This window comes from Corynebacterium aurimucosum ATCC 700975, from assembly GCF_000022905.1.
Lineage (GTDB): Bacteria > Actinomycetota > Actinomycetes > Mycobacteriales > Mycobacteriaceae > Corynebacterium > Corynebacterium aurimucosum_F.
On the sequence record NC_012590.1, the window covers coordinates 153,422 to 169,316 of the forward strand.

General features: G+C 61.1%; 8 protein-coding genes. 6 read left to right on the forward strand and 2 right to left on the reverse strand.

All coding sequences use genetic code 11. From position 1 onward, the window contains the following. Nucleotides 1-11: 11 nt before the first annotated feature. Together CAURI_RS00945 and tgt are read left to right on the forward strand one after the other, a co-directional pair. Nucleotides 12-2,444 carry an MMPL family transporter gene (locus tag CAURI_RS00945; RefSeq protein WP_010188409.1) on the forward strand — a complete coding sequence of 811 codons (2,433 nt, stop codon included), beginning with the start codon at nt 12-14 and terminating at the stop codon, nt 2,442-2,444. Between the two features lie 6 nt (nt 2,445-2,450). Next, nucleotides 2,451-3,734: a tRNA guanosine(34) transglycosylase Tgt gene (gene tgt, locus CAURI_RS00950; RefSeq protein ID WP_010188410.1), complete on the forward strand. Its 1,284-nt coding sequence runs from the start codon at nt 2,451-2,453 to the stop codon at nt 3,732-3,734. Here tgt and CAURI_RS00955 read toward each other — a convergent pair. Together CAURI_RS00955 and CAURI_RS00960 are read right to left on the reverse strand one after the other, a co-directional pair. Then, nucleotides 3,722-4,447, reverse strand: a complete 726-nt coding sequence (locus CAURI_RS00955) for a sortase family protein (protein ID WP_012714757.1) — start codon at nt 4,445-4,447, stop codon at nt 3,722-3,724. The two genes, tgt and CAURI_RS00955, sit on opposite strands and share 13 nt — an antisense overlap. 180 nt (nt 4,448-4,627) lie before the next feature. After that, complete coding sequence (locus tag CAURI_RS00960) at nt 4,628-5,362, reverse strand: queuosine precursor transporter (RefSeq protein WP_010188418.1); 735 nt, start codon at nt 5,360-5,362, stop codon at nt 4,628-4,630. Between the two features lie 418 nt (nt 5,363-5,780). Here CAURI_RS00960 and CAURI_RS14050 point away from each other — a divergent pair, with 418 nt between their 5' ends. The 4 genes from CAURI_RS14050 (at nt 5,781) to CAURI_RS00980 (ending at nt 15,892) form a co-directional block, all read left to right on the forward strand. After that, on the forward strand, nt 5,781-6,464 hold the full coding sequence (locus tag CAURI_RS14050; protein ID WP_012714759.1) for a PMP-22/EMP/MP20 family protein: 684 nt from the start codon (nt 5,781-5,783) through the stop codon (nt 6,462-6,464). Further along, nucleotides 6,464-9,319: a vWA domain-containing protein gene (locus tag CAURI_RS00970; RefSeq protein ID WP_010188420.1), complete on the forward strand. Its 2,856-nt coding sequence runs from the start codon at nt 6,464-6,466 to the stop codon at nt 9,317-9,319. Before CAURI_RS14050 ends, CAURI_RS00970 begins: the two co-directional genes overlap by 1 nt. Before the next feature lie 70 nt (nt 9,320-9,389). Beyond that, nucleotides 9,390-13,055 carry a tubulin-like doman-containing protein gene (locus tag CAURI_RS00975; RefSeq protein WP_010188421.1) on the forward strand — a complete coding sequence of 1,222 codons (3,666 nt, stop codon included), beginning with the start codon at nt 9,390-9,392 and terminating at the stop codon, nt 13,053-13,055. Further along, nucleotides 13,055-15,892 (forward strand): AAA family ATPase, encoded by a 2,838-nt coding sequence (locus CAURI_RS00980; RefSeq protein ID WP_010188422.1) that lies wholly within the window; start codon nt 13,055-13,057, stop codon nt 15,890-15,892. The genes CAURI_RS00975 and CAURI_RS00980 overlap by 1 nt, the downstream gene beginning before the upstream one ends. Nucleotides 15,893-15,895: the final 3 nt, after the last annotated feature.

Sequence of the window (15,895 nt, forward strand, 5' to 3'; positions counted from 1 at the left end):
GGGGAATTTCCGTGGCAAAGCTGCTCTACCACCTAGGCCGCTGGTCTTACATCAATCGATGGAAGGTCATCATCGCCTGGATCTTCATCGTAGCGGCCGCGGGCGGAGCGACCTTGAGCTTGATGAAGCCGATGACCACGGAGTACTCCATCAGCGGCACGCCCGCTATTGATGCCACCCGCCGCGCGGTGGAGCTCTTCCCGGAGAACGGTAACCCGGCCAATGCGCCGTCGGTCAACCTCGTCTTCAAGGCCCCGGAAGGGCAGAAGCTCAGTGACCCGCAGAATAAGGAAGCGGTCGAGGACGTGGTGCACCACATCGCAGAGGGCCTAGACATACCGGAGGGTAGCCAACAGCGTTGGGGCAATCCGCTTGAGGTATCGCCAGCACTGCAGCAGCAGGTCATCGAGCAGTTCACCTCCATGGGCTTGCCGGAGGAGACCGCACGGGCGGATGCCGACAACCTGGCCATGGTCAATGCCGATGAGACCATTGCTTATACCACCTTCGATTTTGACGCGGAGAGCCCCTATTCGGTGGACCCCGCGGATAAAGACGTGGTCCATGAGGCCATGGATATCGGCCGTGCGGCGGGCTTGGAGGTAGAGGCCGGCGGCGCAGGCTTCGGTGATGAAATCCAGGTCAACTCGATTTCTGAGGTCATCGGCCTGGCCGTGGCATTTATCGTCCTCATTATTACCTTCGGCTCTTTGGCCTCCGCGGGTATGCCGCTTATCTCCGCGGTTGTGGGGGTGGGGCTCGGTGCGATGGGCGTCATGATCGCGACCCACTGGATGGAGCTCAACAACCTCACCCCGGTGCTGGCCGTCATGATTGGCCTGGCCGTGGGCATCGATTATGCGCTGTTCATCATGTCGCGTTACCGGCAGGAGCGCTCCCGCATGGACGGGCCGGATGCCGCCGGCATGGCCGTTGGTACGGCGGGTTCCTCGGTGGTCTTTGCCGGTGCGACGGTCTTCATCGCGCTCTTCGCCCTACTGGTGGCACGCATTAGTTTCTTGACGGCGATGGGCCTGGCGGCTGCGGGCACGGTCTTCATGGCCGTGCTTGTGGCGCTGACTTTGGTGCCCGCGATGCTGGGGCTGCTCGGTGATAAAGCCTTCGCTGGGCGCATCCCCGGCGTGGCCGGAAATCCGACGAAGCGCCGACCGCGCCGCACGAAGCCAACGATGGGTAACCGTTGGGTGCGCACGGTGCAGCGTGTCCCCGGTGTCGTCATGGCCTTGGTGGTGCTCGGCCTCGGTGCTTTGACCGCTCCGGTTCTGCACATGGAGCTGGCGCTTCCGGCGGATACCACGTCTAATCCGGATACCACCCAGCGCAAGGCGGCGGACCTGCTGTCCGAGGGCTTTGGCCCCGGCATTAACGGCCCCTTCCTGGTGATCGTGGATGGCGCTAACGCCAACCCGGATTCCGCGGCGCTGCAGCCCTATATCCAGGGCCAGGAGGGCGAAGAGGACGAGCAGAAGAAGGCCGCGCTGTCCTCCTTTATGTATTCCGTGCAGCGCCTGAACCAGGTCGGCGGGGTCAAGCACGCCCAGCTGGTGGGTGTGAGCCAGGATATGAAGGCAGCACAGATCATGGTCAGCCCCACCACAGCGCCGACGGATGAGGCCACGGTTGGCACCGCCTCCGCCTTGCGCACCGCTAGTGCGGAGCTGGAGGATGCCACCGGTGCCGAGATCGGAATGACTGGTCTGACCGCGGTGCAGCTCGATATCACCGAGCGCCTTGAGGGTGCCATGGGGCCATACCTTGCCATCGTGGTAGGCCTGGCCATCTTCCTGCTGTTGGCGGTGTTCCGTTCCATCTTGGTCCCATTGGTGGCGGGCTTAGGCTTCCTGCTTTCCGTCGGCGGTGCCTTCGGCCTGACCGTGCTGGTGTGGCAGGACGGTCTCACCGGCCTGGTGCCCGCGCCGGGCCCGCTGATTTCCTTCATGCCCATCTTCCTCATCGGCGTGACCTTCGGCCTAGCCATGGACTATCAGGTCTTCCTGGTCACCCGCATGCGTGAGCACTTCTCCCGCTACCCGCAGGGCAGCGGTGGCAAGTACAGCAAGTACAACGCCAATGATGAGGCCACCATCGCCGGCTTTACCGCCGGTGCCCGCGTGGTCACCGCCGCGGCCATCATCATGATTTCCGTCTTCGTGGCCTTTATCAGCCAGCCGCTGCCCTTCATCCAGATCTTCGGCTTCGCGCTGGCGGCGGGCGTGCTTTTCGACGCCTTCCTAGTCCGCATGTCGCTTGTCCCCGCCACCATGTTCCTCATGGGGCACACCACCTGGTGGATGCCGAAGTGGCTGGACAAGCTGATCCCACAGCTCGACATCGAGGGCACGGCGTTGGAAGAAGAATGGGAGCGCAAACACGCGGCAGCATCCCGTGAAGCAGAGGATAAGGCAGCGCAGCCCGTAGAATAGTTCCCTATGACTCACCCTAAGCCGCAGCTTGAGACCGACCTTTCCTTCGACGTGAAGAAGGAGCTAGATTTAAGCGGTCCAGCACAACCGGGAAAGCACGGCCGCACCGGTGTTATCCATACCCCGCACGGTGATATCCAGACCCCGGCCTTCATCCCGGTGGCCACCAAGGCCACGGTGAAGACGCTGACCCCGGAGCAGATTCGCCTCACCGGAGCCCAGGCTATCTTGTCCAATGCCTATCACCTCTACCTGCAGCCGGGCCACGACATCGTGGACGAGGCCGGTGGCGTGGCTGCCTTCGAGAACTGGCATGGGCCGACGTATACCGACTCAGGCGGATTCCAGGTCATGTCCCTCGGCGTGGGTTTCAAAAAGGTCCTCGCCATGGACGTGGCGGACCTAACGGACTCCGATATCCGTGCGGCCAAGAAGGAGCGTATGGCGCAGGTCGATGAGGATGGCGTGGATTTTAAATCCATCATCGACGGCTCCACACACCGCTTCACCCCAGAGGTCTCCATGCAGATCCAGCATGGTCTGGGCGCGGACATCATGTTCGCCTTCGACGAGCTCACCACGCTCGTTGATACCCGCACTTACCAGGAGGAATCTGTCGAGCGCACGCGCCGCTGGGCGCAGCGCTGCCTGGATGAGCACGACCGGTTGACGCTCGCCCGCGGCCCGCAGAAGCCGCGCCAATCCCTGTGGGGCGTGGTGCAGGGCGCGCAGTACGAGGACCTGCGCCGACAGGCCGCGCGCGGGCTGGTGGAGCTCTCCGATCGCGCTGAAGCGAATGGCCGGCGCGGCTTCGGAGGCTTCGGCATCGGTGGCGCTTTAGAGAAGGAGAACCTGGGCACGATTGTGGGCTGGGTGTGCGATGAGTTGCCCGTCGATAAGCCCCGGCACCTGCTGGGTATCTCTGAACCGGATGACATCTTTACCGCCGTTGAGGCTGGTGCCGATACTTTCGACTGCGTGGCGCCGACCCGCCTGGCGCGCCGCGGTGGCGTCTACACCCTTGATGGCCGCATGAACCTCACCAATGCACGCTTCAAGCGTGACTTTGCTGGTGTGGATGAGGAATTTGGCGGCTACGTCTCGGAGAATTACTCCCGCGCCTACCTCCACCACCTGCTCAAAGCCAAGGAATTCTTGGCTGGCACGCTGTGCACTATCCACAACCTGGAGTTCATGATTCGCCTGGTGGATAACATCCGGGAGTCCATCGATGGCGGCTATTACGAGGCTTATCGCGATGAATTCCTGGGGCGCTATTACGCCAAGTGACCGGTGACGATGACGTTGTACTCCAAGTCTGATGTGCCGTCCACCGCACACGCAATGAGCACGATACGCCCGGGGACCTCGGTATTCATGAGGTCGGCGTCGCTGCCCAGCTGCTCCTTATCAACCAGGAAGGCGTTATCCACGATCCACTCGCGCCCGGCACCGCCCTCGGAGGTCATGCGGATGTGGGAGCCGTTGAGGGTGGGCGTCGTAAAGCGCTGCACCTGCGCCCCGTCGAGGCCCTCCACGGCGGTGGGGTTGCTCAGATCAACGTTGGCGGTGACCACCTCGGAGAAGGGGTTAAATACCAGTTTTTGCTGGCCCCACGCATGGCCCAACACGTAGGTGGTACCCTGCTCCGCTGTGGCGGGGGACTCGCCCCAGTCTTGTACCCATCGCACCATGGTCTCTTGCGGCCCTGCGGGGTTGAGGGGCACGACGAAGGGCATTGAGTCATAGGTCGCGCCCGTGATGGTGGCTGGGCCGTCCATCTCAAACGTGCCGGTCAGTGCGGGTGCCGGGCCCTCATTAAGTGGGGGCGGGGTGGGTGCTGCGCTTGGCGACGCCTCACTGCTCACCGCCGTCGTTTCCGGTGCCGCGTGGTTCGTCGTTTCAGGCGACGGGTCTTCTTCCGTCCCCGAGCACGCCACAAGACTTAAGGCTGTGGCTAGGCCAAGGATAGGGAGGAAGGAAGCTCGAAGATGCTTATGCATCGTAGATGTCCTTTAAGACCTCATCGAGGTTAAAGCGCTCGCCGGAATCCTCTGCAGCCATTTATTCTCCTTTGTCACTGTGAATGCATCGTATTACGCATGATGGGTGAAAGGAAGAGAGAAATAGACCCCCTCAGCACAGTGCGTGCTAAGGGGGTGAAAGATCGGGACGGGTCGCTGCTACTTAGACGGCGCTGCTGTAGGGGCGTCGGCCTCGTCGATTGGCACGTAGTCCTCGCGGCGCTTGACCCAGGAGATAACCAGGGTGGTCAGTGGAAGCATGATCACCTCGCAGGCGGTCTTCCACAGGAATCCCACGATGACGTAGTTCAGGAAGCCGCTGAAGGAATCGATACCGATGACGGGTGCGGCGATGGCGCAGAACAGCAGGGTATCGCCGAATTCGCCGACGACGGTGGAAGCGACAAGGCGGGCGATGAGACCCTTCTCGCCTGAGCGGGCCTTCATCTTGACCAAGGTGAAGGAGTTGAGCAGCTGGCCCACGACGTAGCCCACGAGGGAAGCCAGCAGGATTTGCGGGACGAGGCCCAGCGTGGCGGCGAAGGCTTCCTGACCTTCGTAGAAATCAGCCGCGGGCAGCCAAATTGCAATATAAAAGGAAACTGCGGCCAGAAGCGCCATGGCGAAACCGATATAAACGGCGCGGCGGGTGGACTTGAAGCCATAGCACTCAGAGAGAACATCGCCCACGATGTAGGCGATGGGGAAGAGGAAGAAGGCGCCATCGGTGATGAGCGGGCCGAGCTGGACACCCTTCGTGGCGTTGATGTTCGAAATGAGGAAGGTAACGACGAACACCGCGACCAGCCACGGGTACAAAGTGGAATGTACCGGGATGAATCGGATGCTCTCGCCACCGTTTGTGGTGGTTGCGGTTGCCGATTGAGTTGTCATGGAACAGCATTTTTCCACGAAACTGGGGGAAGCAGAAATGGGGAGTGCTCCCTCACCCGGCTGTTTCCTGAGAACCTGCAGCGGAACTGGCTGTTTCGGGGGTGCGCTCTCGGTGCTGTGCCCATAAAGATCTATGAACTGGGCAGAAATAATGCACGCAGTATGGCATTCTTTTGCTTGCAACGTTTTCGTATTCCCTGAACGTTTCCTGTCTATTGTGTGCATGGCGCGCGCTCGAAGAGATTCGGGCGCGTTCGAATTTCGAGGCCAGAGAAAGACACGTCATGTCAGGGGGTGCGGCTACCTTGGTTTCTGGTCCTTAGAGCTTTCTGGCGGATCTTCTACCTTCTGCGTCGCTAGATGGGGAAGGTACCAGGTTCGCCGGTGGCCCAACTTCGTTTAAGGGAAGGTCATCGATATGACGTTTGGTTCCCCAGGCTCGTCGCCACAGTTTGGCGGGCGCCCGCCGCAAGGGGCTGATCAGCCAGGTGCAGGTTCCGGGTTCGGCGCGCCCGGTGGGGCTGGGGGTCCCGGTGGTTTTGGTGCCCCGAATCCAGCACAGAATCCTGCCCAGACCCCAGCGCAGAAGCCTTCCTCCGGTACTGATTTTGGTCGGGGCTCCGGTTTCGGCTCTGCCCCGGGAAGCCCTGCGGGGGCTAACCCTAGTTCAGGGGCAGGTGGCTCTTTTGGTGCGCCGGGCTCGTCTGATGGTTTTGGTGAGTCCTCGCCTGCACCGGATTATCGCCGTCAGGTGGCAGCACCGACGAGTCCGACGAAGGGGCCGTGGCCGCTGCTCATTGCTGCTGGCGTTTCCGCAGTTATCGCACTGATCCTCTTGGTCATTGCGCCGCTTATTGCTTCGCCGACGCAGACTCTGTTCTTTGTCCTGGCTATCGGTGGATGGCTGCTGGCCGGAATCGTGTCCTTTATCCTCTTGGGCCTGTACACGCTGAAGAACACGCAGCGCCAAGCCGAGACGTTTTATGTTGAGGACACCACGCAAACTTTGCTTTACCGCATCATCATGGGCGGAAGTTTTGTCCTTGTCATTGTCGCTGCGGTGGAAATCGCCTTCTACGTAGGAAAGGCGGTTGGCGCCTAATGAAGAAGTTCACACGAGTACTTGCTTTATCCGCTGCGATGGCCATCACTGGGTTCGGTGGCAGCCTGGGAGCGGTGGCGCAGGATGCTCCGCCGCCTCCGGAAGAGCGCCCTGAGGGAATCGGCTCCGAATCTGCGCTCTCAGAAGTCTCACAAAAGAACCTCTCCGATTTTGGCTCCTGTATTGCCAGCGAGAAGTCTGCGGACCTGCTCTTTGTTCTTGACCAATCAGCGTCCTTGGTGGGCTATGAGGGCTCGCAGCCGACGGATGCCGATGCCTTCCGCGTTGATGCCACGGCGGACATCGTGAAGCAGTTGGCCCACCTCGGGGAAGACAACGGCGCAGACATTAACGTGAAACTCGCTGGCTTCGGATCCGACTATTACAGCGATCCTGCCGAGTATGGCGGGTGGACCAATGTCTCCGGTAACGCTGATGCCCTGCAGGGCGAACTGGATAAGTTCCGCAAGGAGGATCGCGTTGCGGATCTAGAGACCAACTATGGCGCGGCCTACAAAGGCGCGTTGAAGGAACTCGCTTCTCATCAAGGTAGTAGCTGCCGCGGCATCGTGTTCTTTACCGATGGTAAGTACTACACCGACGCCGAGGCCAACGATCTTCAGGGCGCGCAGGACAAGCTGTGTGAGGTCAATTCCTCTGTCACCGCGTTCCGTAACTCCAATATCCGCCTCTTTAACGTGGGCCTCGTGCCAGCTGCGGAAGCCCAGGATCAAGTCCGCCAGCTCACCCGCATGGCGGAGGGTGAAGACTGTGGCCAGGGTGCCCCGAACGGTGCATTCTTTGACGCGGGTGAGGACCCAGCAGCGCTGTTCGCGGCCTTCCGTAACCTCATCCCTACCTCGGGTGGCGTAACCAAGGAAGGTAACTTCAAGGACCAGTTTGATTTCGTCCTTGATAACTCCGTGTCCCCTGTGCGTTTGTCCGCGGTGCCGAAGAATTCGGTGGGTGAAGGCGACCTCATACCGACCCTGACTGGTCCCGATGGCGAAACGGTGGAGCTCACACCCGATACCACGAGCGTCGCCGGCGCGAAGGTCTCCGTGACGGAGAACAACAAGCTGCCGGGCATGGTTGATATCGCTATGGAAAAGGATGGCGATTCCTGGGCCGGAGCATGGACCTTTGGTTACAAGGCGGCTGAGGGTACGGACGGCGAATACCTTGCTTCCGTCGTTATGGTGCCGGGCCTTAACCTGGACCTCAAGACCGAAGACGGGGCCAAGGTAGAAGGCGGCATTAACTCGGACCAGATCCTGAAGGGACAGTTGGTCGATGGCAAGGGCGAGCCACGTGCGCTGGAGGGTGAGGGAACCCTCTACGCGGAGTTCGTACCAGAGGACGGCACCCCGGTCACCCTTGTAGAGAATGCGCCGATCACCGATGGACAGCAGGTAGATATTCCGCTGGACAAGGTGGAAAACGCGGCATCCGGTCAGTTGCGAACCCGCGTGGAGATCACTACCAAAGAAACGGGTGAGCGCCCGGGCTCGAAGCTGGATCCCATCAACGCGGAAACGCCGCTGACGGTTACCCCGGTCAATATGCCGACGGTGGGCTCGGCACAGACAATTACCATGACGGAGAAAGAGATTACCGTCGACGTTCCCGTGACCGGCCCCGGCAAGGTGTGGGTGGTAGACCAGACCATGGATTCTGATGGCGGAATGCTTCCCGCGGGAGTTCCTTCCGTTGCAGTGAGTTCTCAGCACAACTCGGAAGATTCCGCACTCGAGCTCTCCAAGGATGAGAAGGCAACCATCCCGGTGACTCTCAGCGTGGAAGAGATGGCGGATGGACCACTGCGCGTGGAGCCGGTCATTAACCTGCAGTCTGCTGAGGATAACCAGCAGATGGAGCTGCCGCTGACGCTGCAGGGCTCCATGACCGCACCACTGAGCAAGTCTGCTTTCGGCCTCTCCTTTGTCTTGGCGGTACTGCTGGCACTGCTGATTCCGCTGGCCATTCTGTACTTCATGAAGTGGTTTAGCGGCCGCATTCCGGAAAAGCCCCGCATGTTTACGAAGACCATCCCGGTACGCCGAGAGGGTGCGAACCTCGTGCGTACCGACACCGGCCGCCCGTTTGCGGTGTCCAAGGATGAGTTTCAGGGTGCCGTTCCGGTGGAAGCCTCTGCACGTTCTGCCCGCTTGGGCAGCAATGATGCCAAGGTAAAGATGGGACTGAGCCCCTTCACTGCCGCCCACGTGGAGGTCCAGCGCGATGGCACTATCTCCGGCAAGGGCAAGAAGTCCGGTTACCGGGCAGTGTTGCCGCTTGCGGTGCAGAACACGTGGTTCTTCATCGGTAACAAGAAGGACCGCGATTCTGGCGAGATTGTCATGACCATCGATACGTTGGCACAGGCCAGCGCATACGACGAGATGTCGAAGGAGATCAGCCGCCAGGCCCTGCAACTCTTTGACCAAGTCGAATTCCCAGCCGAAAAGGCTGAGAAGGCACAGACGCCGCCGCAGGCAGGCCAACCGGGGCAGCCGGTCCAGCAGAACCAGCCCGGCTCCCAGCCGCCGAGCGGTCCGCCGCCGCAACGTGGACCGCAGCAGGGCGCTCCCCACCCGGGTGGGCGCCAGCAGGCGCCGCAACCTGGCGGTTTCGGCCAGTCCCAGCCTTCCGGACCGTCACCTCAGAACCAGCCAGGTCACGCTGAAGAGCCGGGACGCCCCGGCTTCGGCGGAGCACCACACTTTGGTGGTGGATCTGGTTTCGGCGGCGGCCCGAGCTTTGGCCAACCGGGCCAGCAGCGCCCAGACAATCCTGGTAACCCTGGTAATAACGGCGGCTGGCCCCCAGCCCCGGGATTTGGCTCCCAGGGTTAAGCCGGCAGAGCAGCACACAACAGACATAAACAGCACAGAAGTGAACCTCCCCTTCGAAAGGTAGTTAAAGATGAAGAAGTTCCTCGTCGTCGGTTGCGGTGGCTCCGGCGCCAAGACGCTGGCGTTCATGATGGACCAGCTCAAGGCCGAGCTGCGAAGCATCGACCCGGACATGACCGAGTTGCCCAAGGCCTGGCAGTTCGTCAACATCGATGTGCCGCTCGAGGAGGAGGCAGGCCCGCAGAAGCTGCCGAATGTTACCCAGAATGGCGGCCACTACGTGGGCATTGGTGCTCGCCAGAACTACAACACCTTCGATGAGGGCGTGTCCAGCATCCTGGGCCGTGCCGGCAAACTCGGTGAGATCGCAACGTGGGCCACCCGCAACCCCTCTACCAATGACGTGAAGCTGGCTGATGGCGCCGGCCAGTACCGCGCGATCGGCCGCATGCTGACCCTGCCGAATCTCAAGAAGATCCGCCAGTCGCTCAAGGAAGCGGTGGATGAGATGTTCACGCAGGAGGCAATCCAGGAGCTCAACCGCCTCAACTACAAGCAGACCAAGCTGGACACCGATACCGGTGATTCCCAGCCGGTTGTCCTCGTTGTCTCTTCCATGGCAGGTGGCGCGGGCGCCTCGATGTTCCTCGATGTGTGCCGTGTACTCACCACTATTCCAAACGTGAACCCGCAGGGCACCCTCATCTTCATGTACACCCCGGAGATCTTCGCCGATAACAAGGCGGATGACATGGCCGGTGCGTGGCCGAACTCGCTGGCTATGTTCGGTGAGGTTGTCGCCGCACAGATGGGTAATGCGTATGATCACGACCGCGCTATCTTTGAGGCCTTCGACATGGGAACCCCGCCGGAAGGGCAGACCTTCGGCCGTATTTTCCCCATTGGTTCCAAGATGGGCACCACCAGCGCTCGCTTCGGCGATGGTTCCGCCATGTCCATCTACCGCGGCTTGGGCCGCGCGTTGGCGGGGCTGATGGCTTCCACCAAGGCCAGCGATAACCTCGTGTCCTACGCGCTGACTAACACCCCGGCCGGTGATGGCGGCCGCCGTTTCTTCGGTTGGGATCGCCCGGACGGCACGCCGTGGGGGCGCCTGCCCTGGGGTTCGCTGGGCTATGCCCAGGTTTCGATGGGCCGTGACCGCTTTGCCGAATACTCTTCCCAGCGCCTTGCCCGCAGCGCCTTCGAGCGCCTCTTCAACGGGCACCTCGATCCGCAGAACCCCGAGGCCGGCGAGATGCAGATTGCGAAGAAGTTGGAGGAGCGCCTGCCTAGCGCCTTTAGCTCTATGACGCTTGATCCTTCCTGGGCACAGGGCGGACAGATCGATAGCGGTAGCGTCTGGAACTGGCTCAACAGTGTGTTCGGTGGCCAAGCCCAGCAAGCCGCGGACAGCGCCGCGAAGCACCTGCAGAACTTCATTCCGGTGGGCCAGGGCCGCAACGTCAACGAATGGCGCGAAGAGTTTGAGGGCAACATGGCCGATCCCCGCAATGAGCAGGCCATCGCATCGGTTCTGAACAATGCTGCGTATGACATTGTTTACCGCTACGCCAACTTCTTCAGCGATGGTGTCCTCGCCACCGTGGAGTCGGAGCTGGCTGCGGTGGGCGTGCCCTATGTGCGCGAGATGCTCTCCAAGATCACGGATGTGCTCACCAACTCTGACCTTCTCCTGCCGTGCCTGTTTGAGTACTCTGGCTACTACCAGAACACCCGCGTGTTGGCGAAGCCGGAAGGCGCGGATCCAATCCTCAGCCCGCTGACTGGCAAGGGCCAGATGACGGACCCGACTCCTACGGTTAATGCTCTGATGGGTCTGTACTTCAACCAGTTCTACAGCTACGCCCTTATGGCCATTGCGCACCTGCTCAAGGATGTCCTGCAGGACTATGCCGATGAGAACCTCTTCCACCTTAAGCGCGAGCTGGGGGATGCCCACGCGGTGTTGGAGAAGGCCGTGTCAAAGCGCCCGGAGACCAACAAGTTGGCCGACGTCCGCACAGACGAGGTCAACTCGTGGCCAACAGAGCTCGATGAGGTCGTGGAAACCCGCTTCAAGGGTGCCGAGAACGAGATCATGCTGACTGACGTCAACACCTTCATTTCGGACTACCGGGACCAGATGTTGCGTACCATCCAGGGCCAGCAGTCCACCTCGGATGTCACCAACTACGAGCAGGCTTATCCCTTTGCGGTGCGTGCGGTCATCCGCGGTGAATGGGAGTCGCTCGATGCGGCCCAGGCGCCGAATGACACCCTGGCCCCGCAGAAGCGTACCAACGATGCCTACTCCAACCGTGCTGGTTGGGTGTCCAAGTACCTCTCGCGCCATCCGCAAAGTGGTGAGTCCCGCGAATCGCAGCGCGCGCACTACCACGCCAAGATCCGCCCGACTGATCTGCTGGAGCGCTCGCGCCAGTGGATTAACCGCCGTGATTATGAGTTCCAGAAGTTCAACTCGGTGGATCTGCGCCGCTACCTCACTCTTACCCCGGACATCAACGAGGTCGAGCACGCTGAGCGCCAGCGCCGCTTCATCGAGGCTTTCCAGCTGGCCCTGAGCTATGCCCGCCCGTTGGCTGCTGTTAACGACGACATGGTTCAGCGCATCCACGGCAAGTCCGTGCAGTACACCTACTCCTTCTCCGATATCCCATTTGCGGAGCTTGGCTCCGCAGAAACTGGCATTGCCTCCCAGCTGGAGTCGGTGCTCAGCCGCCCGGAGATTGACGGGCCTTCCACGGTGGCTCTGCGCAACTCGCTAAACATGTCGGATCACGTTCAGCACATCGAGATCTTCGGTTCCTACCCCAACTACTCGCCGATCGTCTTCTCTTCGATGTTCAACTACATCGCCAAGGACATCGAGAAGCAGGACAATTTCGATGGTTCCTGGTGGTCGGAGCGCCGCACCCGTCCGCTGCCGGCAGCCCTGCCGCTGACGAAGACGGAGCGTCAGGCCATGGTGGCGGGCTGGATCATCGGACGCATTACCGGCCGCGTCTACATTTCCAACGCCGATGCAGCCAATGCGGCAGCCCACATCTTCGATGACACGGATGGTGGCGTGAATGGCTGGGTTGATTTCCCGGATCCGCTGCTTATCTCGCCGCGCCGCATGATCAAGAAATCCGACTGGATGTCTTCGGTTCTGGAGTCCATCTTCATCGCCTACGCGAAGGTGCAGGAAACCGGGCGCTACGGATTCGCTTCCTCGCTCTACCCATACCAGCTGTTGCGCGGGCTTTTCGACGACGGCCTGGACTTCGCCCATTCCGGTGCATCCACGCACCCGGTGGTTCACCGCCTCGCGCAGTTCTTGGCATCCGGTGAAGCTCCGAACCGCGGAGTCATGGGTACCTCCATCCAGGACCGCTACGAATCCTTCGTGGAGGAGCTGGATAAGTTCACCCGCGGCGCAGATCACTTTGTGCCGGGCCACACCAATTCCTTGCCGGGACAGGGACGGAAGGAAAAGCCCTTTGCGGAGGTACGCTCCCGCGAGGTCGCATCGCATACGCCGTACTACCGTGACTTGGCGCTGGACGTCATCGAGGTAGTTCCGGTTATCCGCAATTACCTGAACCAGGCCAAGACTGTGGCGGAGAATCCCGTCGCCCAGCCTGCCCCGCAGGTGCGTAGCTCCGATTCCGGCTTTGGCCAGGACGTCGCACCGGAATTCAACCTCAACGACCTGGATGACACCTTCTAATGACGAACGTAATCTTTTTCGGACACGGCGCCACGGCGGATGATATCCGTTCGCGTCTTAGTGATTTGCGTGCGGTTGGCCTTCTGCAGGACTTCCTTTGGATTGACTATGCCCACCCCATCAACGGGGCCGTTGTGCGCTCCTTTACGGAGGAGGGCACGGCGCGCTTGTCGACGCTCGACGATGCCCTCCGCAGCTTCAGCGGGGACGTCCTCCTCGCCACCATTGACCCGATGGATGCGGCACAGCCGCAGGACGTCGCCAAGCTCACGGAGTGGGTCGGGGCCGTCGATCAGCGCCTGATTCAAGCCTCCAACCTGCGCGTGCGTTTGCTGCTCTCCGCCCTGCCGCGTGAGAGCGTGGACATCGCTCCGCTGCAGGGCTGGAGTAACCTCGTGCTCTCCCCAGAGGAGGGTGGAACCCCGGCCTCCTCGCGTATTCGCCCCATCAAGCGCACTGCCAACGGTTTCGAGCTTGCACAGTTTGCAGCCCCAGCCGTAGCCAGCATCTTCGGTTTGTGGCGCGGCATGCCCGAGCCGGCAGTGCTGGACCCGGATACGCATCGCGTCATCGAGACCGGTGACCGGCAGCGCTTCCGTTTGGTGCGTGCCTTCCACCGCACCATCGATGCCGGTGATATTGAGGACAAGGTCAGGAAGGCCGTCTTCGATCCCGGCCAGCGCCTACCGCAGCCGCAGGTCAATAACATTTCTCGCGCCGTGCACTACGCCAATCCGGAGCAGCTGACGGATCAGTGCGCCCAGATGTTCATCAACCAGGAGATTTCCCCGTTGGTGAGCGCTCCGACCGCTTATGAGGAGCTGCAGTCCCACAAAGTCAGCGGCTGGGCGGCGTTGAAGGATAACCTGCGTTTGTACTGGTCCACCGTGGTGGGCAAGCCGCAGGATTGGGTCGAGGGCCAGCGCGGTGCAATGAACAAGAACGCGGCTACCTTCCTGCAGAAGATGCTCTACGGTGCGGACTCCAGCGTGGAGGTCGTCTTGGCCGGGCACTCCGGTAAGGGCAGCGGTGCGACGAGCGTCGACGAGCTGCGCCAAGCCAGTGAGCACACCATGCGAGTTGCCCGCGAGCAGCAGTTCTCCTTGGGCCAGGAGCCGCAACTCTCGCGCACGTGGGAGGCCTATCACGATTATGCGCTGGGCCTTGTCGACGGATCCTGGCGCGACAGCATCGACACCAAGGGGCTGCGCAATAACCAGGGCAACATGTACATCGTGCAATACGGTGGCCAGTCCGTGCAGGATGTCAGCGCTTCTTTCGAGGGCTTCCATCCGCTCATGACCAGCACTCTGGGCTATACGCACGAGTCCCAAGCAACCGTCGCGCCTTTCGATCCGGTGGGTGCCGAGCGCTTCGCCGCCGATATTGAGTACACCAGCCAGCAGACCCGCAATGAAGCTGTCAGCCGCAAGAAGCACGAGTTTGCTTCGTGGCGAGCAAAGAACAGCACCACCTTCGCGTGGAAGGTGGGCCAGGGCCTGTGGGAGAAGCTGGGGCACGCCCAGCAGAAGTACCGCGACGCACACGCCAAGGCACGTGAACTGCAAGAGTTGGCCAACAGCTTCCAAGCGCGTGACTTCAACGCGGAGAACAAAGCGCTGACCCGAAAGCTGCGCACGATGTGGATTGTGTTCTTCGTAGTGCTTGCTCTGATGACCTACATGGTGGCCGGCCGCTACAACCCGGACTTGCCGTTGGGTGAGTACCTGCAGTGGTTCGACTGGCCGTGGTACGTCGTGGGCATCATCCTGGCTGTTCTTCTTTTCCTTGTGTGTTCTTGGGCGGTCTTTACCAAGGCTCAGCGTGAGATCTTTGACTACGTGCAGCGCCGCAAGCTGTTGAACCGCAACCAAGAGATCGCCGCGCAGAATCTGGCGACGGCCTCGGCCGAGATCTCGCGTATCTCTAATGCCTATAACCAGTTCCTGAGCTGGTCGGCATTGCTGGGCCGCGCTATCTACGCGCCCTTTGGGCGCAAGGAGACGTCGAGCGATCACCTGCGGACGCCGCAGTCGGGCCTTCCGGAGAACGCTCGCATTGCTCAGGCCGTGCTCAACCGCGATGATGCCGTGCGCATGACGGATGAAATCCGCTCCCACATTTTCCAGACGGAGTGGGCACACCGCTCGCTCAAGTCCCTCCTCGATGACATGAATGACACCTTTGAGCGCAACCGCACTGGCCACTCGGCCGTGGCGCTCAATGAGATGTGGGGCATGGCTGGCCTCGGCTCCAGCACTGCGTTAGATAACCTATCGCGCAGCCTTGACCACCCTTATATGCAGGACCGCGACCTCAAGCAACAGGAATGGCAGAAGGTCATTACGGATCCACGCATGGCCCGCAGCTTGCAGCAATACCTCAGTCGCGTGACCTTCCGCGAGGAAGGCGGCAGCCGCGTTCAGAGCACCGCCGAGTTCCTCGACGGCATGAACCAGGAAAAGGGTGCTCTTCAGGCCTTTAGCCCCAATGCGCTGACCAATGCGGGCGGCGCTGAAGGATATACCGAAATCGACGGCTCGCGCACCCGCATCGTGGAGGTGGACAGCCAGACCGCACTGACCAGTCAGCTCTCACGTTCTGTGACCGTGGTGCAGTACGGAAGGATCACTGATTTCAAGTACCTGATCCCGGATGCGGCGTCTGGTGCTCCGTCCTTTAAGGATTCCTCGGACTTCTCCTTGGATGATCTGGATGACATGGACCACATGGGCTTCAAGTCGCCGGGGCAGAGCAATAGCGAAAGCCCGACTGCGCAGCCGCCGTTTGGCCGGCCGGAAGCGCTGGACCTCTCAGACCTCGACGAAACTTTCTGACGA

Coding starts and splice junctions, on each gene's coding strand:
- tgt (WP_010188410.1), top strand. CDS start 2,451: ATGACTCACCCTAAGCCGCAGCTTGAGACCGACCTTTCCTTCGACGTG.
- CAURI_RS00955 (WP_012714757.1), bottom strand. CDS start 4,447: ATGCATAAGCATCTTCGAGCTTCCTTCCTCCCTATCCTTGGCCTAGCC.
- CAURI_RS00960 (WP_010188418.1), bottom strand. CDS start 5,362: ATGACAACTCAATCGGCAACCGCAACCACCACAAACGGTGGCGAGAGC.
- CAURI_RS14050 (WP_012714759.1), top strand. CDS start 5,781: ATGACGTTTGGTTCCCCAGGCTCGTCGCCACAGTTTGGCGGGCGCCCG.
- CAURI_RS00970 (WP_010188420.1), top strand. CDS start 6,464: ATGAAGAAGTTCACACGAGTACTTGCTTTATCCGCTGCGATGGCCATC.
- CAURI_RS00975 (WP_010188421.1), top strand. CDS start 9,390: ATGAAGAAGTTCCTCGTCGTCGGTTGCGGTGGCTCCGGCGCCAAGACG.
- CAURI_RS00980 (WP_010188422.1), top strand. CDS start 13,055: ATGACGAACGTAATCTTTTTCGGACACGGCGCCACGGCGGATGATATC.